A 23885-nucleotide genomic window follows, 5' to 3' on the forward strand; every position below is an offset into this window, starting at 1 on the left:
CAACAACAACAACAACAGCAACAACAACGAGAGAAGACTGCGATGTCCACAAAAACCCAATGTCCTCCCCCTAACCTCCAACGCCTGCGCCGCAACCACCTGCCCTGGTTGATTAGCCTGAGCCTGCTGACGCCGTATGCCAGCCTGGCCGACAACGGTCTGCAGCCTGCCAGCGGTGCAGGCGGCATGCCGTTGATCAACAATCAACATGGCGTACCCGTCATTGATATTGTCGCCCCCAATGCCAGCGGGTTGTCGCACAATCAGTTCCTCGACTACAACGTCAACAAGCCCGGCGTAGTCCTCAACAATGCGCTACAAGCTGGGCAATCACAGCTGGCCGGAGCGTTGGAAGCCAACCCGCAGTTTCACGGCCAGGCGGCCTCGACCATCCTCAACGAAGTTATCAGCCGCAATGCCTCACGCATCGAGGGAAGCCAGGAAATCTTCGGCCGACCGGCCGATTACATATTGGCTAACCCCAACGGCATTACCCTCAACGGTGGCGGCTTCATCAACACCACCCGCGCGGGTTTTCTGGTCGGCAGCCCCGAGCTTGATGAACAACGCATCAAACACCTCGACAGCCGCAATGCCACCGGCACCCTGCAGATTCTCGAGGGTGGCCTAAGCAACCTCGACGGCGCCCTCGAGTTGATTGCCCCACGCATCGACAGCCAGGGCCCACTCACCGCCCGGGACGACCTGAACCTGACCGTTGGACGCAATCTTGTCCGCAGCACCGATCGACAGGTGATTGATCACCTCGCAGCCCCCATTGGCAGCGTCGACGCCAGCCTGTTCGGCGCCATGCAGGCGGGGCGCATCAGGATTCTCAGCAGCGCTGAAGGTGCCGGGGTACATATGGGCGCAAGCCCGATACACGCTCGCGAAGGTATTGCCATCGACGCTCAGGGCACGATCGAAATCAGCGGTACCGCGCAACAGCGCAGCCTATTGCACAGCGAGCAAGGCGCTGTGACCGTCAACGCCGCTGATGACCTTCGACTGACTGCGATTGCAATCAAAGGTCAACACATCCAGGCCAACGCCGGAAAAAACCTGACCCTCGATACCCAGATGCGCGAAGCGCTGAATCGCGAACGTGAACATCGTGAAAAGAAGTGGTGGTTCGTTACCACTGAGACCTACGACCGCGAAAGCACTCGGAGCGACCGCGAGCATCTCGGCAGCCAACTGCAGGCGAACCAGAACATCAGCCTGCAAGCGGGCAACGATATCAATCTGCTTGGCGCTACCCTCGAGGCCGGAGGCGCCCTTAGCGTTCAAGCCGGCGATGGGTTGACCATCATTGCTGCAATCGACAGCCACCAGGCCGATGAACAAATTCGCCAGCGCAAACATCTCTGGCGCGGTGATGAGGACAGCAGCCACTACCAGGAACGCGCCAAGGCCAGCGTCCTGTCCGCCGAGCAGATCGCCCTGGCATCTGGGGGGCGCACGCAAATTGTCGGCAGCACCTTGAGCAGTAGCGGTGATATCACCCTCAAGGCCGGCACCCTGGAGGTCGCCGAGGTATCCCTGAAGGACACAAAAGCCACCAATGGCTATCGAGGTGACCTGGCCTCGGGTGCTTTCTTTGGGAAAAATGCACGCTCCGACAGCGACGGTCACACCGCCAGCGGCAGCCTGATCGAGACTGGTGGCGCACTGACGGTAGTGGCTGATGAGGTACGCATCAAAGGTTCCAAGGTCAACAGCCAAGGCGATGCTCTGCTACTGAGTGAAAAAGGACTACTGAGCGTCGAAGCGGCGCAGAGCCAATCCACCCTCAACCACAGCGACAATGACAGCAAGCTGTTTGGTCTGATCTCAACACGTACCGAAAGCCAAGAGCAGCACCAGGATGTGCTAATCAGCGATCTGGCCTCGCAGAGCAATCTGCGCCTGGCAAGTGCCGATGAACTGCAAGTGCTGGGGGCCAAGCTCAGTGCCGGGCAATACTTGCAACTGCAGGCCAGCAAAAACATCACCGTCAGCACCGCCGAACAGTCGCGCAGCGTAACCACCCACCAGCAAGACAAAGGTTTCACCGCCAGCGCCAGCCAGACTCAGGATGCCGAGGACGGCAAGCCCGACTCGCATCAGTACACTGCCTCGGCGGGCTACAACGTCAATCAGGTCGATACTGCGCAAAGCGAAAAAACGCAGGTGGCCAGTGTTCTCACGGGCAGCCAGGTACAGCTCGAAAGCCAGCATGATGTCAATATCAGGGGTTCAAGTGTCAGCGCGACGGCTGGCGACCTGGAAATTGATGCGCGAAACGTCAACCTCACCGCGCAGCATGACGAGCAGTCACAACAAACCGATACCAGCCATAGCGGTGGCGGCCTGAGGGTCAGTGGTGGTATCGACAAGCTCGGCACTGCCCTCGAGGGTTACCATCAACAAAAAACCCTTGAAGAGCGCTCAACCCAGGCGCAACGCAGCAGCCTCGCTGCTACTGGCAATGTGCGTGTCAGCACCGGCACATTGATCAACGAAGCGGCCAGCCTGAGCGCCGGCCAGGCGCTGACAGTGAGCGCCGACAGCCTGCAGAACCGCTCGGTAGATGATAAGCAGACCTCCAGGCAGACAGAAAAGAACTGGCAGGCCAGCCTCGGCGCCAGCGTTGCCTACCAGGGGCTGACCCGGCCCATTGAAAACCTGATCAAGCGCATCGACGGCAGTCGATTTCAGCAGGTTTCCCTCGAAGACAGCCTGGCACCTCCAACAGCAGGCGGCGAGCTTGAATTCAAGCACCTGAACCGCGAGACAACGGATCAGTCCAGCACTGCCCAAGTGGCCAAACTTCAAGCGGCGAGCATCAGTGTTATCGCCAAGACCATTGACGATACCGGTACCCAATACCGCGCCGAACAGGGGCCGCTAGCGATCCAGGCCGATTCACACCACTTCGCCGCCGCTCAAGACAGCAACGCCAGCACGGTCCAGCGCCTGGATGTCGAAACCGGCCTGCGCCTCGACACCAGCACGGGCAGTGACATCAACCTGCGTCTCTCCGGTAAGGGTGGCTCGTTGCAAAAGGGCGACCTCAAGATGAGCGCACACCCTGGCAGCCTCTATGGGCAAACCGGCATCCAGATCCAACTGGGTAGCAACGGCGTCTATGAAGGCACCCGTTTCGATGCCGCAGAGGGTTCGCTGCAACTGCAGGCTGGTGGCGACTTGAGCCTGACTCAGGCCAACGACAAACAACAAAGCACGCTGAAACAGCTCGAAGGCAATGCCTGGGCCAAGGGCGGCAACAACCCATTGGACAGCGCTCTGGAGCTGCGTGGCTATCTGGACCATACCACCCTCGACACAGTCGACACCCAGGCTCGAGTTGCCACTATCGACACCAAAGGTGATGTGCACCTGCAAGCAGGCGGTGCACTCGAACTGGTCGGTAGCCACATAGGCAGCAGCAGCGCCAAGGTCCGCAACATTAGCCTGCAAAGTAATGGAGCGCTTCACGCCAAAGCCGCCACCGACACCCATACCGCTCAAGGCAAAGCGCTCGGTGGCGGCCTGGAACTGCAGGCAAAAAGCACCAACAATGGCAAAGGTGGTGGCCTGGGAGGCCACGTCAAGATCGGCCGTACCGACGAAAACAGCAGCACTGCCAGTGCCGCACAGTGGTTCGCCACAGACAGGTTGACAATCAGCAGTGCCGACTCACAGGCAAATGCCGTACACCTGCAAGGCGTGAATGGCTCGGCAGCACAGGTCGACATCAGCGCCAGTCACGGCGCAATCCTGGTTGAGGCTGCCAGCAGCACCGACCTGCGCAACAACCTGGAAGTGTCGGCAGGCGCAGGCGTCAATGCCGCCCCCGGCGCAACAGACGATCTGGCCACGCGAGGGCTGCACGCCCGAGCGCAGGTCAACATCGATCGACGCGACAACCTCACCTATGACAACAGTCAGTGGCGTGCCGGGCAGATCACCTTGGACAGCCTGGCCGACACTCACCTGCAAGGCATGGAATTGCAAGCCGAAGGTATCAAGGGCCAAATCGGTGGTGACCTGCACGTCGCTAGCCTGCAGGACCGAATCAACAGCCTGACAGTGGAAGTCGATGCACGCCTGAGCCAGGAAAAAAACCCACAGGGGCTGCGCAATGCAGCTAACGCCTTGGCCGGGCCACTGGCCAACAAGGTTGGCGATCAGCTTGGTTCAGCCGTGCAGAAAGTTGAACCAGGGCTGTCGCCAACGTTCAACTTCAAGATCGAGCGTACTCAGCGCGACAGCGTTAGCCGTCAAAGTCTGCTTAGTGGCCGTGACGGCATCGCCCTGGGGGTCGGCGGTGCGACCGAGCTCAGCGCTGCCCGCCTGCAATCAGGCAATGGCCAGGTTGAACTGGGTAGCGGGCCCGTGACGAAGGAAACCCTGAACGGTCGTGATTACCGCCGTGAGGTGGGCATCAATGCTTCCAACGCCCCCGTTGACCTGATCGGGGGGTTAATCGATGCCTACAGTGCAGCCAAGGCAGGCAGGGAAGAAAACCCTGTCGATCTTGGCCTGATTCGCACCAGTGGGCATGATCGTTCGACCACGTTGGCATCAGGTATCACTCAAGGCGGTGTTCACCAGTAACCGCAGCAGCCCTGATTGCTTTCGCGGGCCTAACTTTCCCGCAATGCAGACAAAAAAAGCCGCGATCTGCAAGCAGTCGCGGCTTTTTTCATCAGCCCTCAGAAGTCCGACAACTGCCAGACCTCATAAGCCGGTGTTTCGTAAGGATGACTGTGCTTGAGCGCAGCGACCACCGACTGAATCAGCCCATCGGCCACCACCAACTCCACTCGCCACTCTTCAACTTGCTCGACCACCCCGCTCTGCCCGATAAACGGCTGACTACCATCCAGCGGGCGGAACTGGCCCTGGCCCAACACCTGCCAGGCACAGCAGTCGTAGCTGCCGATGCGTCCGCCGCCAGCGGCGAACACAGCAGCCTTAACTACTTCGACATGGCTCGGCGGGACGAAAAAGGCGAGCTTGTACACTCTTAGTTCACCCAGGCCCGCGCATTGCGGAACATACGCATCCACGCTGCGTCTTCGTTCCAGTCATCCGGACGCCAGGAGTTCTGCACGGCACGGAAGACCCGCTCAGGGTGCGGCATCATGATGGTGACGCGACCGTCGCGGCTGGTCAGGCCAGTGATCCCGCGCGGCGAGCCGTTCGGATTGGCCGGGTAGCTTTCGGTGACCTTGCCATGGTTGTCGACAAAGCGCAGTGCCACACAACCGGACAGGTCCGCCTCAAGCAGTGCTTCTTCGCTTTCGAATTCGGCATGACCTTCACCGTGAGCGATGGCGATCGGCATACGCGAACCGGCCATGCCCTGCAGGAAGATCGAATTCGACTCCTGGACCTGGACCATTGCCACGCGGGCTTCGAACTGCTCGGAACGGTTACGCACGAAGTGCGGCCAGAACTCGGTGCCCGGGATCAACTCGTGCAGGTTGGACATCATCTGGCAACCGTTGCACACGCCCAGGGTGAAGCTGTCGGTACGCTCGAAGTACTGCTGGAATGCCTCACGGGCACGGCTGTTGAACAGTGCCGACTTGGCCCAGCCTTCACCGGCACCGAGAACGTCGCCGTAGGAGAAGCCGCCGCAGGCGACCAGCCCCTTGAACGCATTCAGGTCGATGCGACCGGCGAGGATATCGCTCATGTGCACGTCGATAGCGTTGAAACCAGCGCGATCGAAAGCAGCTGCCATCTCTACCTGGCCGTTGACGCCCTGCTCACGCAGTACCGCCACTTGAGGACGGATGCCCTTCTTGATGTACGGTGCAGCGATGTCGTGGTTGACGTCGAAGCCGAGCTTGACGCTCAGGCCCGGGTTGTCTTCTTCGAGCAGGCCGTCGAACTCCTGATCGGCGCAGTCGGCGTTATCACGCAGACGCTGGATCTGGTAGCTGGTTTCGGCCCACTGACGCTGCAACAGGCGACGGTCACCGCGGAACAGCTCTTCGCCCAAGTGGTGGATTTCGACTTCGCCGTTGTTGACCGGTTGACCGATCACGGCGACGCAGTCTTCACCCAGGCCGGCAGCACTGAACTGCGCCAGCACATCCGGGGTGGCGTCCTGGTGTACCTGGATCACCGCACCGAGCTCTTCGTTGAAGAGGATGGCGGCGATCTTTTCACGCTTGCTGGTGAGGGTGTCCAGCTCCAGGCTCAAACCGCAATGACCAGCGAAGGCCATTTCCAGCACGGTGGTCATCAGGCCGCCGTCGGAACGGTCATGGTAGGCCAGCAGGTGACCATCGGCGTTCAGGCCCTGGATCACTGCAAAGAAGGCTTTCAGGTCTTCGGCGTCGTCGACGTCCGGGGCCTGGTTGCCGAGCTTGCCATGGGTCTGGGCGAGAATCGAGGCGCCCATACGATTCTGACCACGGCCAAGGTCGATCAGGATCAGATCGGTCTCGCCTTTGTCCATGCGCAGCTCAGGCGTCAACGTCTTGCGGATGTCGGTAACCGGTGCAAAACCGGTAACGATCAGCGACAGTGGCGAAGTTACGCTCTTCTCGCGGCCTTCATCTTCCCAGCGGGTTTTCATGGACATTGAGTCCTTGCCCACTGGAATGGTCAGGCCCAGCTCAGGGCACAGCTCCATACCGACGGCCTTGACGGTGTCGTACAGACGCGCGTCTTCACCCGGGTGACCGGCTGCGGACATCCAGTTGGCCGACAGTTTGATGTCGGACAGCTTGTCGATGCGCGAGGCGGCCATGTTGGTCAGCGTCTCGCCGATCGCCATGCGCCCGGAAGCCGGGGCGTCGAGCAAGGCCAGCGGCGTACGCTCACCCATGGCCATGGCTTCACCGGTATAGACGTCGAAGCTGGTGGCCGTGACGGCTACGTCGGCCACCGGCACCTGCCAAGGGCCAACCATCTGGTCACGGGCAACCAAACCGGTGATGGTACGGTCGCCGATGGTGATCAGGAAGCTCTTGCTGGCTACGGCTGGGTGACGCAGGACGCGCTCGACCGAATCCTGGAGCTGCAGGGTGCTCGGGTCGAAATCATCGCCCAGTTCAGCCTCACGGGTAACCGAACGGTGCATGCGCGGCGGCTTGCCAAGCAGCACGTCCAGCGGCATGTCCACCGGGCTGTTGCCAAAGTGGCTGTCGGTGACGGTCAGGTGCGGCTCGGCAGTCGCTTCGCCAACCACTGCGAACGGGCAACGCTCACGCTCGCAAATGGCCTTGAATCGCTCGAAATCGGCCGCGTCGACCGCCAGTACGTAACGTTCCTGGGATTCGTTGCTCCAGATCTCGTGCGGGGCCATGCCCGGCTCGTCGTTAGGCACGTTGCGCAGCTCGAAGCGGCCACCGCGGCCACCGTCGTTGACCAGCTCAGGGAAGGCATTGGAGATACCGCCCGCACCCACGTCGTGGATGAAAGCGATCGGGTTGTTGTCGCCCAGCTGCCAGCAACGGTCGATGACCTCCTGGCAGCGGCGCTCCATTTCCGGGTTTTCACGCTGCACCGAGGCGAAATCAAGATCGGCTGAGCTGGAGCCGGTGGCAACCGAGGAAGCCGCGCCGCCGCCCAGGCCGATCAGCATGGCCGGGCCGCCGAGGACGATCAGCTTGGCACCGACAGTAATCTCGGCCTTCTGGACGTGATCTTCACGGATGTTACCCATACCGCCAGCGAGCATGATCGGCTTGTGATAGCCCCGCACTTCTTCACCGTGCGGGGTGTTGATCGATTGCTCGAAGGTACGGAAGTAACCGGTCAGCGCCGGACGACCAAACTCGTTGTTGAACGCCGCGCCACCGAGCGGGCCTTCAATCATGATGTCCAGGGCGTTGACGATGCGCTCAGGCTTGCCGTAAGCCTTCTCCCATGGCTGTTCAAAGCCCGGAATCTGCAGGTTGGACACGGTAAAACCGGTCAGGCCAGCTTTTGGCTTGGCACCGCGGCCGGTTGCGCCTTCGTCGCGAATCTCGCCACCGGAACCGGTGGACGCGCCGGAGAACGGCGAGATGGCGGTCGGGTGGTTATGGGTCTCGACCTTCATCAGGATGTGTACCGGCTCCTGCACCGCGCCGTACTGGCGGGTTTCAGGGTTCGGAAAGAAGCGACCGGCAACGTTACCGACGATCACCGAGGCGTTGTCCTTGTAAGCGGACAGCACGCCTTCGCTGTGCATCTGGTAGGTGTTCTTGATCATGCCAAACAGGCTTTTTTCCTGGCTCTGGCCGTCGATATCCCAACTGGCGTTGAAGATCTTGTGACGGCAATGCTCGGAGTTGGCCTGGGCGAACATCATCAGTTCGATGTCGTTCGGGTTGCGTTTGAGGCCCTGGAAGGCGTCGACCAGGTAGTCGATCTCGTCTTCGGCCAGGGCCAGGCCCAAGTCGGCGTTGGCTTGCGCCAGCGCCGCACGGCCGCCGTCGAGGATGTCCACGGAAGTCATTGGTTTGGGCTGGGCATGGCTGAACAGGCCGGCGGCCTCTTCCAGCTTGCTCAGGACCATTTGGGTCATGCGATCGTGCAGCACCTCGGCGACGAGGGCGGCATCGGCTTCGCTCAGCTCACCGCTGACGTAGTAGGCGATACCGCGCTCCAGGCGCTGAACGCTTTCCAGGCCGCAGTTGTGGGCGATGTCGCTGGCCTTGCTCGACCAGGGCGAGATGGTGCCGAACCGTGGCATTACCAGGAACAGGCGACCAGTTGGCTCCTGTACCGGTACGCTCGGGCCGTACTTGAGCAGACGCGCAAGCACCTGCTGTTGGTCGGCGGTCAGATCGCCGTCAACCTCGGCGAAATGAGCGAATTCAGCGTACAAACCACTAACAGCGGGGACTTTCTGGCTCAATTGCTCGAGTAATTTACCGTGGCGAAAGGCAGAAAGGGCAGGAGCGCCGCGCAGGATCAACATCGTCGGGACAGCCTCAGGAAGGGGGTGTGCTTAGAGGCCGTGCATTCTAGCCTAAATCCGACGCTTTCGGCACCCGTAAGCGCGCATTATGTCGGCGGTACAAACCGGACTTCGAGGTCAAAAAAACGATCGATCTGTGGCAGAATTTCTCGCCCGGCGCCAAGCGTGCTAGCAGACAAGCAAAACGTTGTCGAGATATGGCGCGACCAGTCCTTTGCGTATACTGCAACCTATGTTCGCCCAAACTGCTTTGCGCCAGCGCTGCGCCAGATGGCTCATCGCAACCGGACTCTTCCTGATGCTCGGTGCCTGTGTTGAAAAACCCAGCACCTTGGAGCGCGTCAAGGAGGACGGTGTGCTGCGCGTGATCACCCGCAACAGCCCCGCCACCTACTTCGAGGACCGCAACGGTGAAACCGGCTTCGAGTATGAGCTGGTCAAGCGCTTCGCCGATGACCTTGGGGTGGAACTGAAGATCGAGACCGCCGACAACCTCGACGAACTGTACAGCCAGCTCGGCCAGCCGTCCGGCCCGGTATTGGCGGCTGCGGGCCTGGTCAGCAGCGAGCGGCGCAAGTCACAGGTACGCTTTTCTCACCCTTACCTGGAAGTAACCCCACAGATCATTTACCGCAACGGGCGCTCACGGCCCACCGATGCCAAGGGTCTGGTCGGCAAAAAGATCATGGTGCTCAAAGGCAGTACCCATGCCGAGCAGTTGGCCGAGCTGAAAAAGCAGTATCCGACGCTCGAATACGAAGAGTCTGACGCGGTAGAGGTCGTTGACCTACTGCGTATGGTTGATGAAGGTCAGATCGATCTGACCCTGGTCGACTCCAATGAGCTCGCGATGAATCAGGTTTACTTCCCCAAAGTACGGGTAGCCTTCGACCTCGGCGACTCGCGCGACCAACGCTGGGCGGTGGCAGCGGGTGACGACAACAGCCTGCTTAACGAGATCAACGAATTTCTCGACAAAGTGCAGAAAAATGGCACCTTGCAACGCCTCAAAGACCGCTATTACGGCCATGTCGATGTACTCGGCTATGTCGGTGCCTACACCTTTGCCCAGCACCTGCAACAGCGTTTGCCGCGTTATGAAAAGCACTTCAAGGCCTCAGCCAAGAAAGAACAGGTCGACTGGCGCCTACTGGCGGCCATCGGCTATCAGGAGTCGATGTGGCAGGCTGAAGTCACCTCCAAGACCGGTGTGCGCGGCCTGATGATGCTGACCCAGCGCACCGCCCAGGCCATGGGCGTGTCCAACCGCCTGGATCCGGTGCAAAGCATCCGTGGCGGCGCCAAGTACTTTATGTACGTCAAATCCCTGCTGGACGACGATATCAAGGAGCCAGACCGCACCTGGTTTGCCCTGGCGGCCTATAACGTCGGCGGCGGGCACCTGGACGATGCGCGCAAACTGGCCAAGCGCGAGGGCTTGAACCCGAACAAGTGGCTGGACGTGAAGAAAATGCTCCCGCGCCTGGCGCAGAAGCAGTGGTACAGCAAGACCCGCTACGGTTATGCCCGCGGCGGCGAGCCAGTGCATTTCGTCGCCAACATCCGCCGTTACTACGACATCCTCACTTGGGTGACCCAGCCGCAGCTCGAAGGCAGTCAGGTGGCCGATGGCAACTTGCATGTGCCGGGCGTCGACAAGACTAAGCCGACCGAGCAGACCCCGCCGTTGTGATCCCCGTAACCGCTGCCGCAAGGCTACGCCTTGGCCCGGCGCGCCTTAAAGAACTCAGACAGAATTGTCCCGCACTCCTCGGCCAACACCCCACCCTCAAAAAGTACCCGGTGATTGAGAAAGCCCTGGGTAAAAAACTGCCCCTGACTTTGCACGATACCCGCCTTGGGCTCTAGCGCGCCGTACACCACACGCGCGATGCGTGAATGGACGATCAGTCCGGCGCACATACTGCAAGGTTCCAACGTCACGTACAGGGTGCTACCTGGCAGGCGATAGTTGCTGGCTGCCTGAGCAGCAGCACGAATGGCGACCATTTCGGCGTGGGCACTGGGGTCACTGCCGCTGATCGGGCAATTGAAGCCACGGCCAATGACCTGACCATGTTGCACCAGCACTGCTCCCACCGGCACTTCGCCCATGGCAGCACCTTGCGCCGCCAGTTCCAGAGCCTGACGCATGAATTCCTGATCGCGACTGCGATCAATGATTTGCGGCTGACGCATCAGGCAACCTCGATAGCGGCCATCAGACCGGTTTCCATGTGGTCGATCACATGGCAATGGAACATCCAGGTACCTGGATTATCAGCGACCAGCGCCACTTGCGCGCGCTCGTTCTTGCCCAACAGGTAGGTGTCGGTGAAGTACTGCTCCTGGATCTTGTGACGGTTCGAACTGAGCACCTTGAAGCTCATGCCATGCAAATGAATCGGGTGCTGATACTGAGTCATGTTCTTGAGCTCGAAAATATAGCTCTTGCCCTTCTGTAGCGTTGCAATCGGGCGGTCGGCGCAGGTCTTGTCAGTGATGTCCCAGGCCTTGCCGTTGATTTGCCAAAGGCTCGGCGGCCGGCCGTTGTCCGTATCTACCGAGACTGAACCGACCCACTCGAAATTGAAGTTGAGCTTCTCGGCATTGGCCAGGTCCGGCTCGGCTATCGGGTTGGCCGGCAACGCCGGTGGCCAGTCCCCTGGAGCGTCACTGCTGGCCACTGAACGCAAGGTCCCCAGACGTACTGAACCATCGCGCAGCGACAGCTCTTCACCGGCAGGCGGCATCTTGATTGCCAGGCAAATACGCATGCCGGGCCCAAGCCAGTAATCCTTGCCCAACGGTCGCGGAGTGATCGGGTTGCCGTCGAGGGCATAGATCTTCGCTTCGAAGTTACCCTTGAGGTTGATGCGATAGGTCAGGGTGTTATCCAGGTTCAGCAGGCGAACCCGGACAATCTGCCCTGCGGGCATTTCCACGACAGCATTGGGCTGGCCATTGATGGTGATCAGGCGCCCGGCGGTACCACCACGGGCGGCTTCACGGGGGATGCTGAACGGTAAGTAAGCCCCCTCCTCGTCCACATGCCAGTTTTTCAGGCTCAGGGTGCGCTCATGCTTGAAGCCGGTGGGCTCGCGCTCCTCGACGATCAGCGGGCCGACCAAGCCTTTGCCAAGCTCTTCGGAGCTGTTCACATGAGGGTGGTACCAGTAACTGCCAGCATCCGGCACGCGGAACTTGTAATCAAAAAACTCGCCTGGCAAGACCGGCAACTGCGAGACGTACGGCACGCCATCCATCTCCAGCGGCAGACGGATACCGTGCCAGTGGATGGTGGTGGCTACCGGCAGGTGGTTGATGAAGCGTACGCGCAGCCAGTCACCCTGGCGTGCCCGCAGCTCGGTACCCGGCGCCGAGGGGCCAAACGCCCAGGCCTCGGTCGTATGACCGGATACCAGCTCAACATCCAGTGGTGCGGCAATCAGCTCGTAGTCATGCCCAGCTTTCGGGTCGCTGCGCCCCAACCAATAACGGGATGCGCCACCGGCCCCCAGACCGATTGCCACCAGGCCGGTCAGGCCACCGAGTATTTGTCGCCGGGTAAAAGCCATGCCGCAGGTACCTCGTATTGCCAAGAACACCATGCCGACAGCTTGCCCAAAAAGAGCCAAAGCCGCGGCGATGAAGGGCGAATACGATACACCTGCATTTGCGAAAGATTAAGTGAAGTCTTGTTTTAGCTCCTGCGCATGATGTCGCACCTGACAGCGCAGATAGCGAACGAGCGCAGTATTAGTTACCACCTTTACCCCAACCGCCTGCCTCATCCTGCCCGCTCGCCCACTATTGCGAGACACCTCATGCCTCTTAACGCCCAGCAAAGCAGCGACCTTCAAACCTTGAGACAGTTAGCCACTCAGGTGAGCACACATTGCCCGGACATCCGGCAGATGGCCCGCAGTATCGCCAAACAACTGCTCGCCCGGCACAACCTGTCTAGCCATGACCCTGACCAGGTCTACTTTCACCGCTTCCACTCAGCCTCAAGCAGCCCGCGCACCTTCAGCGGCTGGCAGCATTACAGCCCCCCTTACCAATCATTGACCTTGCCGCAGCTGGTCATGCACCGCTTCTCTGTCGACGACCAGAACTACAGCGACGAGCTTGCCAACTACACTGGCTTCTATAGTGCTGGGCCCGGTAAGGATGGCTACGACGAGAGCAATGAGATCCCTCTTGCGCCTAAAGAGGCGCTTGAATTTTTCTGGGAAGTCGATTTCAGCGCGGACTTCCATCAGCACCTTGAGCAATTCTGGTCAGAAGACTCAGACGCCTATCGCACCTTGGCCAAGTCCACATTCCTCAGCAAAGTCCTGGAGGTCATCGCACAAAAAGGCAGCAGCACCCTGGCCAAGCGCGCCCGCCAGGTGGCTGAGGCCTTAACCGGTGAACGGACCTGGCCGCCGACCCTACAACAGCTACAGCAAGAGATCAGCCCGGCACAAGGGTTTCGCCTGTGCACCTTCGACATAGGTGGCCACATCGCCAGCTCGATCTTCAGAGTGGTGATGGAGGATGGCTACCAGTTGCTCTACCTTCCTGGCGAAGTGGATGCGCTGCAACTGTTCAGCGATGCTAGGGCGCTGAATACGTGGGTATTGGCACAAACCGGCACAGCAGAAGATCGGGCACGATTCATGAGTCACTTCGCGCTCAACAGCCAAGCAGAGAATGACACCAGCGTGGGGCTCGGCCACCTACTCGACGTCCTGAAGACGCAATGGGACTGCGCGCACCCTGTAGGCCTCAATACACTGGACAGAACCCTGCAGGTAGACGCCTTCAGCTACCTTCGCGATGTAACACGCCAGCGCATGCTCGACGACGCCCACTTTGCCCTGCGCTCCAATGCAGACCTGCGCAAACAGCTGTGGATCGGCTACCTCGCAACCTTCGCCAAAGTGTTTGGCCCCATGGCCGCTGTCGATTGGCCAGTGGCCTTGGCGGTGGTGGGAGCGGGCCTGGCCGAGACCGGCCTGAACATCGACCAGGCCATCAATGGTCATACTACCGCCGAGCGCCAGGCAGGTGTCACGGGGGCCATACTGGCCGGGGTCAACACCTTGTTCAACGTGGCCCTGTTGTACGCGAGTGGCGTGAATGCCGCCGGAGAAATCGGTGAAGCCACTACCGGTGGCGAGAACCCGTTCGAACCAGGCGAAGAAAGCCAACCGACAGGCGAGGAGCTAGAACCGGCCACCTCGGTCGAAATAGAGGCCTGGGTCCCAAAACCGTTCCAGCCAAGCGAGCTGGCGCCGTTGCTAGAGTCATTGGAAAGCAACGATATTCTCAGGAACGTTCCTGACAGCGGTCGCTTCACCGGCATTCTTTTTCAAGACGGGAAGCAATACGCAATGGTCGGCGAGGACACCTATCAGGTGCGCTACGTGAGGGAGTTAAAGACATGGGTCATTATTGACCCGGATAACCCCTACTCGTTTGCCCGCAATGTTCCCATCGTTGCGGACGGCGACGGTAACTGGCAGTTCACCGAACGTCTGGGGCTCAGGGGCGGAACCCCCCGATTTCTGCTCAAGGCCTGGGGCAGGCTGGCCCCAAGGCCAGCCATACCCGCATTAGAGCCTAGCCCCTATGAAGTCCCGCAAGCCGAGCGCGAGCCCTTGCAGAGCGCAGCGTACGGCAAAGAAGACAGGGCACTGAGCGACCCCTATAACGGTGCCCCCTACTCACTGTATCGGCAGTTACGCGACCAACTGGCCACTGACGCACAGCAGTTTTACGCTGCTGTCGTGCCACCAGCTCGCCCAGTGATCCCGGAAATTTCCAGCACCGCCAGCCCCAAAGAAATTCTGCGCAGCCTCTATGAACAAAGCGAAGGCCTGGTGATCGGCGAGTCACACACCCAAAAAAGCGCCAAGCAGTTCTTGATAAGCACGATGCGCCAGCTCAAAAAACAGGGCGTTGATGTGCTCTACATGGAACATTTCATGACGGACTTCCATCAAGCCGATCTGGATCTGTTCAATCGAACCGGGACCCTACCCAATGGGCTCAAAGCCTATGTCGACAATCATGATTACATCGCCACGCTTGGCGAACAGACACCCTACACCATGAAGAAAGTGCTGCATGAGGCATACAAGCAAAACGTACGCATACAAGCTATCGATTGCCTGGCCTCATACCGCCAGGCCTGGTACGAAAAGCCCTCACCCACCATCCGCCAGGAAATGATGAACTTCTTTGCTCAGCGGATTATTGAGGCCGATAAAGTGCGACGCGGCGCGGGGCGATGGGTTGCGTTGGTCGGCAACTCTCACGTCAATACCTTTAACCGCGTACCAGGTTTGAGTGAGTTGCAAGGCGCCATCGGCCTGCGAATTGAAGATATCGAAATTGGCCAAGCTGGCAGCATTGGCGCCGACTCCGGCTTCTGGGACGAAGTGGACGGTGAGCACTTCTTCGTCAGGAACGACCTGCTCCTGCAAGTGGCGATCTCCCGCCCTTGGATGTAGAGAGGCGCCCCTGAGCACAACGCAGATACAACCAGGGCGCCCGTAGGCGCCCTGGTTGTTCAACTCACTCCCACTCGATAGTAGCAGGCGGCTTGCTCGACACGTCGTAGGTGACACGAGAGATGCCTTCGATCTCATTGATGATACGGCCGCTGACCGTCTCCAGCAGCTCGTAAGGCAGGTGTGCCCAACGTGCAGTCATGAAGTCGATGGTTTCCACCGCACGCAGGGCCACGACCCAGGCGTAACGACGGCCGTCACCGACCACACCGACCGATTTCACTGGCTGGAATACCACGAACGCCTGGCTGACCTTGTGGTACCAGTCGGCCTTGCGCAGCTCTTCGATGAAGATGTGGTCAGCGCGACGCAGCAGGTCGGCGTACTCTTTCTTCACTTCACCCAGGATGCGCACACCCAGGCCCGGGCCCGGGAACGGGTGACGGTAGACCATGTCGTACGGCAGGCCCAGTTCCAGACCGAGGCGACGAACCTCGTCCTTGAACAGCTCGCGCAGCGGCTCGACCAGCTTGAGGTTCATCTCTTCCGGCAGGCCACCAACGTTGTGGTGCGACTTGATCACGTGAGCCTTGCCGCTCTTGGCGCCAGCCGACTCGATCACGTCAGGGTAGATGGTGCCCTGAGCCAGATACTTGATGTTGTGCAGCTTGGTCGACTCGGCATCGAACACGTCGATGAAAGTGCGGCCGATGATCTTGCGCTTCTTCTCAGGGTCCGACTCGCCCGCCAGGTTGTTCAGGAACTGCTCTTCGGCGTTGGCGCGGATTACCTTGACGCCCATGTTCTCGGCGAACATGGCCATCACTTGCTCGCCTTCGTGCAAACGCAGCAGACCGTTGTCGACGAAGACGCAGGTCAGCTGGTCGCCGATGGCCTTGTGCAGCAGGGCTGCAACCACCGAGGAGTCAACACCACCGGACAGGCCGAGCAGAACGTTGTCGCTACCGACCTGGGCGCGGATCTGGGCGATGGCGTCTTCAGCGATGTGCGACGGGGTCCACAGCGCTTCACAGCCGCAGATGTCGAGGATGAAGCGCGAGAGGATGCGACCGCCCTGCTTGGTGTGGGTCACTTCCGGGTGGAACTGCACGCCGTAGTAGCCACGGGTGTCGTCGGCCATGCCGGCGATCGGGCAGCTCGGGGTGCTGGCCAGGATGTGGAAGTCTTGTGGAATGCGGGTGACCTTGTCACCGTGGCTCATCCACACGTCCAGGCCCAATACGCCATCAGCATCGACGTGGTCTTCAATGCCATCGAGCAGGCGGCTCTTGCCGACTACATCAACACGGGCATAGCCGAACTCGCGCAGTTCGGAGCCTTCAACCTTGCCGCCCAGTTGCTCGGCCATAGTCTGCATGCCGTAGCAGATACCGAATACCGGTACGCCCAGGTCCCAGACGGCTTGTGGTGCGCGCGGGCTGTCGGCTTCGTGAACAGACTCAGGGCCGCCAGCCAGGATGATGCCGCGCGGGGCGAATTCGCGAATCGCTTCGTCGTCCATGTCGAACGGGTGCAGTTCGCAGTACACACCGATTTCGCGCACGCGGCGAGCGATCAGCTGGGTGTACTGGGAACCGAAGTCGAGGATCAGGATTCGGTGAGCGTGAATGTCGAGGGCCATGACTCAATCTCGTCAGTGGAAATCGGAAACGACGCGGGGCTGTCGATAACAGCCCCGCTAGCAAGTGTTGCCAGAAGCATCAACCTACGCGGTAGTTTGGCGCTTCTTTGGTGATCTGTACGTCATGCACGTGGGACTCGGCCATGCCGGCACCGGTGATACGCACGAACTCAGGCTTGGTGCGCATCTCTTCGATGTTGGCGCTGCCGGTGTAACCCATCGAGGAACGCAGGCCACCCATCAGTTGGTGGATGATCGCGGTCAGGGTGCCCTTGTACGGCACACGACCTTCGATACCTTCCGGCACCAGCTTCTCGGCACCGGCCGAGGAGTCCTGGAAGTAGCGGTCCGAGGAACCCTGGGCCTGAGACATGGCACCCAGCGAGCCCATGCCACGGTAAGCCTTGTAGGAGCGACCCTGAAACAGCTCGATCTCGCCTGGTGCTTCTTCAGTACCGGCAAACATCGAACCCATCATCACTGCCGAGGCACCGGCAACGATAGCCTTGGACAGATCACCGGAGAAGCGGATGCCACCGTCGGCGATCAGCGGGATACCGGTGCCTTCGAGGGCAGCGGCAACATTGGCGATGGCGCTGATTTGCGGCACGCCAACACCAGCAACGATACGGGTGGTGCAGATCGAGCCCGGGCCGATACCGACCTTGACCGCGTCAGCACCGGCTTCGGCCAGGGCCTTGGCAGCGGCGCCAGTGGCGATGTTGCCACCGATGACCTGAACCTGCGGGAAGTTCTCTTTGACCCAGCGAACGCGATCGATCACACCTTTGGAGTGACCGTGAGCGGTGTCGACCACCACCACGTCAACGCCAGCGGCAACCAGTGCGGAAACGCGCTCACCGGTGTCTTTGCCGGTACCGACTGCAGCGCCAACGCGCAGACGACCCTGGTCGTCCTTGCTGGCCAGCGGGTAGGCCTTGGCCTTCTCGATGTCATTGACGGTCATCATGCCTTTGAGGGCAAATTTGTCGTCGACGATCAGCACGCGCTCGATGCGGTGCTTGTGCAGCAGTTCACGCGCTTCGTTCTTGTCGGCGCCTTCCATTACCGTGACCAGGCGCTCTTTAGGCGTCATCACTTCACGGACGGAGGCATCCAGACGGCTTTCGAAGCGGATGTCGCGGGAGGTGACGATGCCGACCAGGTCGCCATTGTGCAGCACCGGAACACCGGAGATGTTGTTCTGCTGAGTCAGCTCGAACAGTTCACGGACCGTGGCGTCAGCCTCGATGGTGATCGGATCCTTGACCACGCCGGCTTCGAACTTCTTGACCTTGCGCACTTCGGCAGCTTGCTGCTCGATGGTCATGTTCTTGTGGATGATGCCAATGCCGCCTTCCTGAGCCATGGCAATGGCCAGGCGGGCTTCGGTCACGGTATCCATGGCGGCGGAAACCAACGGAATATTCAGCTCGATGCCACGGGTCAAACGGGTCTTGAGACTGACTTCATTGGGTAGTACCTCTGAATAACCAGGCACTAGGAGAATGTCGTCGAAGGTCAGGGCTTCTTGGCTGATACGCAGCATCGCGGGGGCTCCCGGGCGGGAAAATGGAAGCGCGCCATTATACTCATCCTGAGCCCTTCACTCAATGCAAAGATGGGCCTTCGGTCAGTTACCTGCGCGGGTTACCTGCACCACAGCCACCGGCTGATCCAGCCAGTCAGCGAAGTCATCGAGAAAACGCTGCTTGAAACCCGCTGCGCCCCAGTTGTTGAAGATGAAACCCAGGTTGGAAAAGGCGCACGGCTGCAGGAACAGAAAACCGTTGATATCGTCTTCGTGACCACACAACGGGCAAATAAAATTGTCGGTCTGCCCGGGCATCCACTCCTCCAGGCTTTCGAACAGCGCCACGCCCACTTCACGACGGCATTCGGCGCAGCCCGCTTCTTCGTGAAAATCCTCGAGCGGGGTATAGATGCAGCGCTTAGTAATCACTTCCAGGCCGTTGACCGACTGACCGTACGGCAACAACTCAGGTCGCTCCGCGACCTTGCGCGCGCCTTCGCCAATGGCATAGGCCATGCGGTTACCGGTGCTGCCGCAGGTGCTCAATTGTTCCTCAATGACCTTCTCGCGCACCAACCAGCGCAGGATCGCCCGCGCACGCGGTTCATGCACAGGAACAGTGGAGATCTTCGGGACAATGATGCTCTGGGTAATCATGACGGCAGCCAAACATGCTCAAAACTGCCAGTTTACCTCACTCAGGTAGCGACCGATCAGGGCAATGCCACTGGCCAGGACCAGCCAGCTGACCAGACGCACAAAAGCCTCTCTGGACATGTTCAGGGTCAGGCGCCGCCCCAGGTACAAGCCCGCGACCATCATTGGCAACAGACACAGCGCCAGTAACAACAAAGGTAAGTCGGCATAGACTCCGGCCAACAGGAACAAGCTCAGGCGGACAACGGTACTGCAACTGATCAACGCGCCCTGGGTCGCCCGCGCCTGCTCCTTGGACGGCAGGCGGGCGCTGAGGTAAATCGCATAAAGAAAGCCACCACTGCCGAACAACGCGCCAAACAGCCCGCCCACTGTCCCCATCGGCACCGACCAGCCAGCGCCCAACCGAGCGGGCTTGACCTTCACTGCCAGGCTGTACAGGGCATAGGCACTGATAAAAAGGCCCATCAACAACAGCAGCAGGTCTGACTTAAGGTTGAGCAAGAACACCACGCCGAGGGTGCACCCCACCGCCATGCACGGCAACAGCCGCAACAGCTCAGCGCGTGCCACCGCCTTGCGTGCCGGCAGCCAGTTGCCAAAGGCCGCGACAAAATCCAGCAACACGAGCAAGGGAATGATCCGAGACAAGGGCATGAAGTTGATCAGCACCGGCCCGGCCACCAATGCGGTGCCGAAGCCCGCGATGCCGAAGACGATATAAGCCACGCCAATGCCGAGCAGGATCGGCAACCAGTCGAGGGTGCTAAAGGGTAATTCGGCAAACAAGGTTGAGAGCATGGCGAATGATGGCCGTCAGAGAGGAATATGGAAACCTTAGCCAGTCACCAGCCATGCCGACTAATATGCAATTTCGCTAACAGTCATCTCAAAACGGCATAGCACCAATGATCTCTCTCCGACAGTTGCGCTACTTCGTTGAAATCGCCGAAAGCGGCAGCTTCAGCGCTGCCGCCGAACAGTTGCATATCGCTCAGTCCGCCTTGAGTCGACAGATCAAGGAGCTGGAACAACACCTCGATACCCTGTTGTTCGAACGTACTGCTCGCCAGCCGCGCCTGAGTGCTGCCGGCCAGGCCTTTCTGCCACGGGCGCGAACCTTGCTGGTCGACCTGGAAAAAGCCCAATGCCTGGCCCGGGAAGTCGGCCAGGGTGTGCGCGGCAACCTGCGCCTCAATCATTCCAGTACGGTGCCGTTGACTGGCCAACTGCTGAAGCGCCTCAGTGGATACCTGCACGATCATCCCGGCATTTCCATGGAGATCGCTCAGCAGTCGTCTGAGGCGCAGCTTGAAGCGCTGGCACATGGACGCCTGGAAGTCGGCCTGTTGCGCCTGCCGGTGCTGCGTCAACATGAAGGGCTTTGGGTGCAACCGCTGTTCGAAGAGCCTTTATTACTGGCGGTCGCCGAGGATCATCCATTGGCCGGGGAAACCAGCGTCTGTTTGGCCCAGTTGCGTGACGAGCCTTTTATCTCCATTCCCCATCGCCAGCGCGGTGGCTTGAGTTACCTGTCCGCCGAGCTGTGTATGAGGGCCGGGTTCTTTCCCAGAGCGGCGCGGGTGATGTCGCGCAAAACCACGCAGATGCAGCTGATTCAAGCCGGATTTGGGCTGGCCTTGTTGCCGCAGTGCATGCAGGACATCGCACCTGCGTCGCTGAAGTTCATCGCGTTGGCCGATGAGGGCTGTAGTAGCACGGTAGCATTGGCCTTTCGCCGCGATGCAGGGCCTTTGGTGGAGACCTTCATCACGCATATGCGGGCTGCAGTGCAGCCCATCGCCGGTAAGGCCGGCGCCTACAGGTAGTGCATGCGCCGGAGCCAGTGGCTGGTCTTGCCACCCCGGCACCACAATCCTTTATGATGCAGCCCATGATCAAAGACCCCTTCGAAAGACTCGGTCTGGACCGCGAAGTCCTCACCGTCAGCCAGCTCAACGGCCGCGCCCGGGTGCTGCTCGAAGACGTGTTCCGCAATGTCTGGGTTGAAGGCGAGATTTCCAACCTCGCCCGCCCAGCCTCCGGGCATGTCTATTTCACCCTCAAAGACAGCGGTGCTCAGGTGCGTTGCGCATTGTTCCGGCAGAACGCCGTGCGCGTGCGCCAGGCCTTGCGCGATGGCCTGGCGGTCAAAGTGCGCGGCAAGGTCTCGCTGTTCGAGGGGCGTGGTGACTATCAACTGATCCTCGACACCGTCGAGCCGGCCGGCGACGGTGCCCTGCGCCTGGCGTTCGAAGCGCTCAAGGAAAAGCTCGGCGCCGAAGGCCTGTTCAGCGCCGAACACAAGATTGCCTTGCCCGCCCACCCGCAGCGTATCGGTATCATCAGTTCGCCCACCGGCGCGGTGATCCGCGACATCATCAGCGTGTTCCGCCGCCGTGCGCCACAGGTCGAGCTGACGCTGATCCCAACTGCTGTACAGGGTCGCGAAGCGATCAATCAGATCGTCCGCGCCCTGCAACTGGCCGACAGCCGTGGTTTTGATGCATTGATCCTGGCCCGTGGCGGTGGTTCGCTGGAAGACCTCTGGTGCTTCAACGAAGAAGCGGTGGCCCGCGCCATCGCCGCCTGCGTCACGCCAATCGTCAGTGCTGTCGGCCATGAGACCGATGTTTCGATCAGTGACTTTGTCGCTGACGTGCGCGCGCCAACGCCGTCTGCCGCCGCCGAACTGCTGGCTCCGGACAGCAGCGACTTGCAGCGGCGTATCGACAGCCTCAAGCGCCGCCTGCTGCTGCGCATCCAGAGCCGCCTCAGCCACGATCGCCTGCGCCTGGATAGTTTGACCCGACGCTTACGTCACCCTGGCGAGCGTCTACGCCAACAGGCCCAGCGCCTCGACGACCTCGACATGCGCCTGCGCCGCGCCTTCGAACAACGCCTGAACCAGCGCCGTGAGCGCCTCGCACGCCTCGACACGCGCCTGGCCGCGCAACATCCGGGACGCACCCTGATGCTGCTCAAGCAGCGCCTCGACAGCCTGGCCGAGCGCTTGCCGCGGGCCATGCGTGAAACCCTCAAAGACCGCCGCCAACGCCTGCTGACCCAAGTGCAGACCCTGCATGTGGTCAGCCCGCTAGCGACCCTGGGGCGAGGCTACAGCATCCTCCTCGACGAACGCGGCCAGGCCATCCGTAGCGCCACCCAGACACAAAATGGCCAGCGCCTGACTGCCCGCCTGGGCGAAGGCGAGCTGCAAGTACGCGTTGAAGACAACCACCTGACCCCGGTCACGCTTTCATTACTGGATTGAACCATGCCCCGTCTGTTTGCCCCGCTGTTGCTGCTGTGCCTGATGTTCGCCAGCAGCGCCCAGGCCAGCTACATCACCCGCCAACTGAACAAGCCCGTCCCTGGCGGCGTTGCCGTCATCAATCTCGGCCCTGCTACCCAGGCACCAAGCGCCCGCTTTGACGGCAAGCCGGTGCTGGTGGTCAAGGAGCAAGACAACTGGCTGGCCATTGTCGGCCTGCCGCTGACCCAGAAGCCTGGCCAGGCGCAGCTCACCCAGGGCACGCGCACGCTGACCTTCAATGTCGGCAGCAAGAAATACCCGGAGCAGCGCATCACCCTGAAGAACAAGCGCCAGGTCAACCCCAACCCGGCGGATCTCAAGCGTATCGATGCCGAGCTTGCCGAGCAGATCAGCGCTTACCGCAGCTTCAGCCCCAACCTGCCGAGCAACCTGATCCTCGACAAACCGGTCAGCGGCCCGCTGTCGAGCAAGTTCGGCGTACGCCGCTTCTTCAATGGCGAAGAACGTAACCCGCATGCCGGCCTGGATTTCGCTGTGCCTGCCGGCACGCCGATCAAGACCCCGGCCAACGGCAAAGTGATTCTGGTGGGCAACTACTTCTTCAACGGCAACACCGTGTTCGTCGACCATGGCCAGGGCTTTATCAGCATGTTCTGCCACATGTCGAAAATCGACGTCAAACCGGGCCAGCAACTCAGCCGTGGCGCGGTGGTTGGCCGGGTCGGTGCCACCGGCCGCGCAACCGGGCCACACATGCACTGGAACGTCAGCCTTAACGATGCACGGGTCGATCCGGCGATTTTCATTGGTGCGTTCCAACCCTGAAAGACCTCAGTGGACGCGGGCTTGCTCCGCGATGCGACTCAAGCATTGAGCAGCAGTTATAGCGTGGGGCACGTGCAGCCCAAGGGGCCAGTCGAAACGTGTAACCACGGCGATCCGATCGCTGCCACACGCCAGCCGGGTATTTAGCCTCCAATTCAAGAATCGGGCTGGCCGCGGGGCTATCTATCCAAATTTGCCAAAGGCGGTGATGCTGTTTTGAGGGGTAAGTAAAATCCGCTGGACGGAGGTTATTTTCTGGTCCTTCCGACAACTCTCCAAGCAGCGTTGGATCCACCAAGCTCCCACCGAGAAACAGGATCAGTTGCCACCAACGCTCAACCATTAATCTGTACTGAGCGGCACGTTAACTTTCGCCTTAATAAAAGGCACCCCTGGGGACAAAAAAGGCCTGATAAGTTCCGCCACTTTTTCTTTTTGCTTTCGCTTGCAAAAAATATTTAGACTCCAATTAGTTACAAAGTCATCCCCCTCTAGGATGACGCTGTACTTCAAATCAACGACTTCTCGATTGG

General features: G+C 60.2%; 14 protein-coding genes and 1 pseudogene. 6 read left to right on the plus strand and 9 right to left on the minus strand.

Annotated features, from left to right (window positions below; all coding sequences use genetic code 11):
* The first annotated feature begins 42 nt into the window (after nucleotides 1-42).
* Entirely contained in the window at nucleotides 43-4602 is a 4560-nt protein-coding gene (locus ACQRAX_RS06850) for a hemagglutinin repeat-containing protein (protein ID WP_412037845.1), read from the plus strand.
* A gap of 98 nt (nucleotides 4603-4700) precedes the next feature.
* Here the strand turns inward: ACQRAX_RS06850 and ACQRAX_RS06855 are convergent, their stop codons facing one another.
* Together ACQRAX_RS06855 and purL are read right to left on the minus strand one after the other, a co-directional pair.
* Entirely contained in the window at nucleotides 4701-5012 is a 312-nt protein-coding gene (locus ACQRAX_RS06855; protein WP_412037844.1) for an NGG1p interacting factor NIF3, read from the minus strand.
* Between the two features lie 2 nt (nucleotides 5013-5014).
* Nucleotides 5015-8914 carry a phosphoribosylformylglycinamidine synthase gene (gene purL / locus ACQRAX_RS06860; protein WP_412037843.1) on the minus strand — a complete coding sequence of 1300 codons (3900 nt, stop codon included), beginning with the start codon at nucleotides 8912-8914 and terminating at the stop codon, nucleotides 5015-5017.
* A gap of 232 nt (nucleotides 8915-9146) precedes the next feature.
* Here purL and mltF point away from each other — a divergent pair, with 232 nt between their 5' ends.
* On the plus strand, nucleotides 9147-10607 hold the full coding sequence (mltF, locus tag ACQRAX_RS06865; RefSeq protein WP_412037842.1) for a membrane-bound lytic murein transglycosylase MltF: 1461 nt from the start codon (nucleotides 9147-9149) through the stop codon (nucleotides 10605-10607).
* Nucleotides 10608-10630: 23 nt separating this feature from the next.
* On the opposite strand, the gene tadA is transcribed toward mltF, so the two are convergent.
* Together tadA and ACQRAX_RS06875 are read right to left on the minus strand one after the other, a co-directional pair.
* Nucleotides 10631-11113: a tRNA adenosine(34) deaminase TadA gene (gene tadA / locus ACQRAX_RS06870; protein WP_038614197.1), complete on the minus strand. Its 483-nt coding sequence runs from the start codon at nucleotides 11111-11113 to the stop codon at nucleotides 10631-10633.
* Nucleotides 11113-12492: a multicopper oxidase family protein gene (locus tag ACQRAX_RS06875; protein ID WP_412037841.1), complete on the minus strand. Its 1380-nt coding sequence runs from the start codon at nucleotides 12490-12492 to the stop codon at nucleotides 11113-11115. Before ACQRAX_RS06875 ends, tadA begins: the two co-directional genes overlap by 1 nt.
* A 249-nt stretch (nucleotides 12493-12741) precedes the next feature.
* Between ACQRAX_RS06875 and ACQRAX_RS06880 the strand changes: the two genes are divergently transcribed.
* A complete protein-coding gene (locus ACQRAX_RS06880) occupies nucleotides 12742-15417 on the plus strand; it encodes a dermonecrotic toxin domain-containing protein (RefSeq protein WP_427867731.1) in 2676 nt (891 codons plus the stop codon).
* Between the two features lie 64 nt (nucleotides 15418-15481).
* On the opposite strand, the gene guaA is transcribed toward ACQRAX_RS06880, so the two are convergent.
* From guaA to ACQRAX_RS06900, 4 genes are all read right to left on the minus strand, one after another.
* Nucleotides 15482-17059, minus strand: coding sequence for a glutamine-hydrolyzing GMP synthase (gene guaA, locus ACQRAX_RS06885; protein WP_412037839.1), 1578 nt, complete (start codon nucleotides 17057-17059; stop codon nucleotides 15482-15484).
* A 79-nt stretch (nucleotides 17060-17138) separates the two neighbouring features.
* Nucleotides 17139-18608, minus strand: a complete 1470-nt coding sequence (gene guaB, locus ACQRAX_RS06890; RefSeq protein ID WP_412037838.1) for an IMP dehydrogenase — start codon at nucleotides 18606-18608, stop codon at nucleotides 17139-17141.
* 84 nt (nucleotides 18609-18692) lie between these two features.
* The gene (locus tag ACQRAX_RS06895) at nucleotides 18693-19250 is read right to left on the minus strand and encodes a sugar ABC transporter ATPase (protein ID WP_412037837.1); all 558 of its coding nucleotides are present in this window, start codon (nucleotides 19248-19250) and stop codon (nucleotides 18693-18695) included.
* An 18-nt stretch (nucleotides 19251-19268) separates the two neighbouring features.
* Entirely contained in the window at nucleotides 19269-20039 is a 771-nt protein-coding gene (locus tag ACQRAX_RS06900) for a TSUP family transporter (RefSeq protein ID WP_412038421.1), read from the minus strand.
* 119 nt (nucleotides 20040-20158) lie between these two features.
* Between ACQRAX_RS06900 and ACQRAX_RS06905 the strand changes: the two genes are divergently transcribed.
* The 3 genes from ACQRAX_RS06905 (at nucleotide 20159) to ACQRAX_RS06915 (ending at nucleotide 23352) form a co-directional block, all read left to right on the plus strand.
* Nucleotides 20159-21079 (plus strand): LysR family transcriptional regulator, encoded by a 921-nt coding sequence (locus ACQRAX_RS06905; RefSeq protein WP_412037836.1) that lies wholly within the window; start codon nucleotides 20159-20161, stop codon nucleotides 21077-21079.
* Between the two features lie 65 nt (nucleotides 21080-21144).
* The gene (gene xseA / locus ACQRAX_RS06910; RefSeq protein WP_412037835.1) at nucleotides 21145-22524 is read left to right on the plus strand and encodes an exodeoxyribonuclease VII large subunit; all 1380 of its coding nucleotides are present in this window, start codon (nucleotides 21145-21147) and stop codon (nucleotides 22522-22524) included.
* Nucleotides 22525-22527: 3 nt separating this feature from the next.
* Nucleotides 22528-23352, plus strand: coding sequence for a peptidoglycan DD-metalloendopeptidase family protein (locus ACQRAX_RS06915; protein ID WP_412037834.1), 825 nt, complete (start codon nucleotides 22528-22530; stop codon nucleotides 23350-23352).
* Nucleotides 23353-23694: 342 nt separating this feature from the next.
* On the opposite strand, the pseudogene ACQRAX_RS06920 reads toward ACQRAX_RS06915, so the two are convergent.
* Nucleotides 23695-23885: pseudogene (locus ACQRAX_RS06920) on the minus strand (hypothetical protein); the annotation flags it as partial.

Origin of the sequence: Pseudomonas sp. UM16 (genome assembly GCF_050312595.1) — a bacterium.
Taxonomy (GTDB): Bacteria; Pseudomonadota; Gammaproteobacteria; order Pseudomonadales; family Pseudomonadaceae; genus Aquipseudomonas.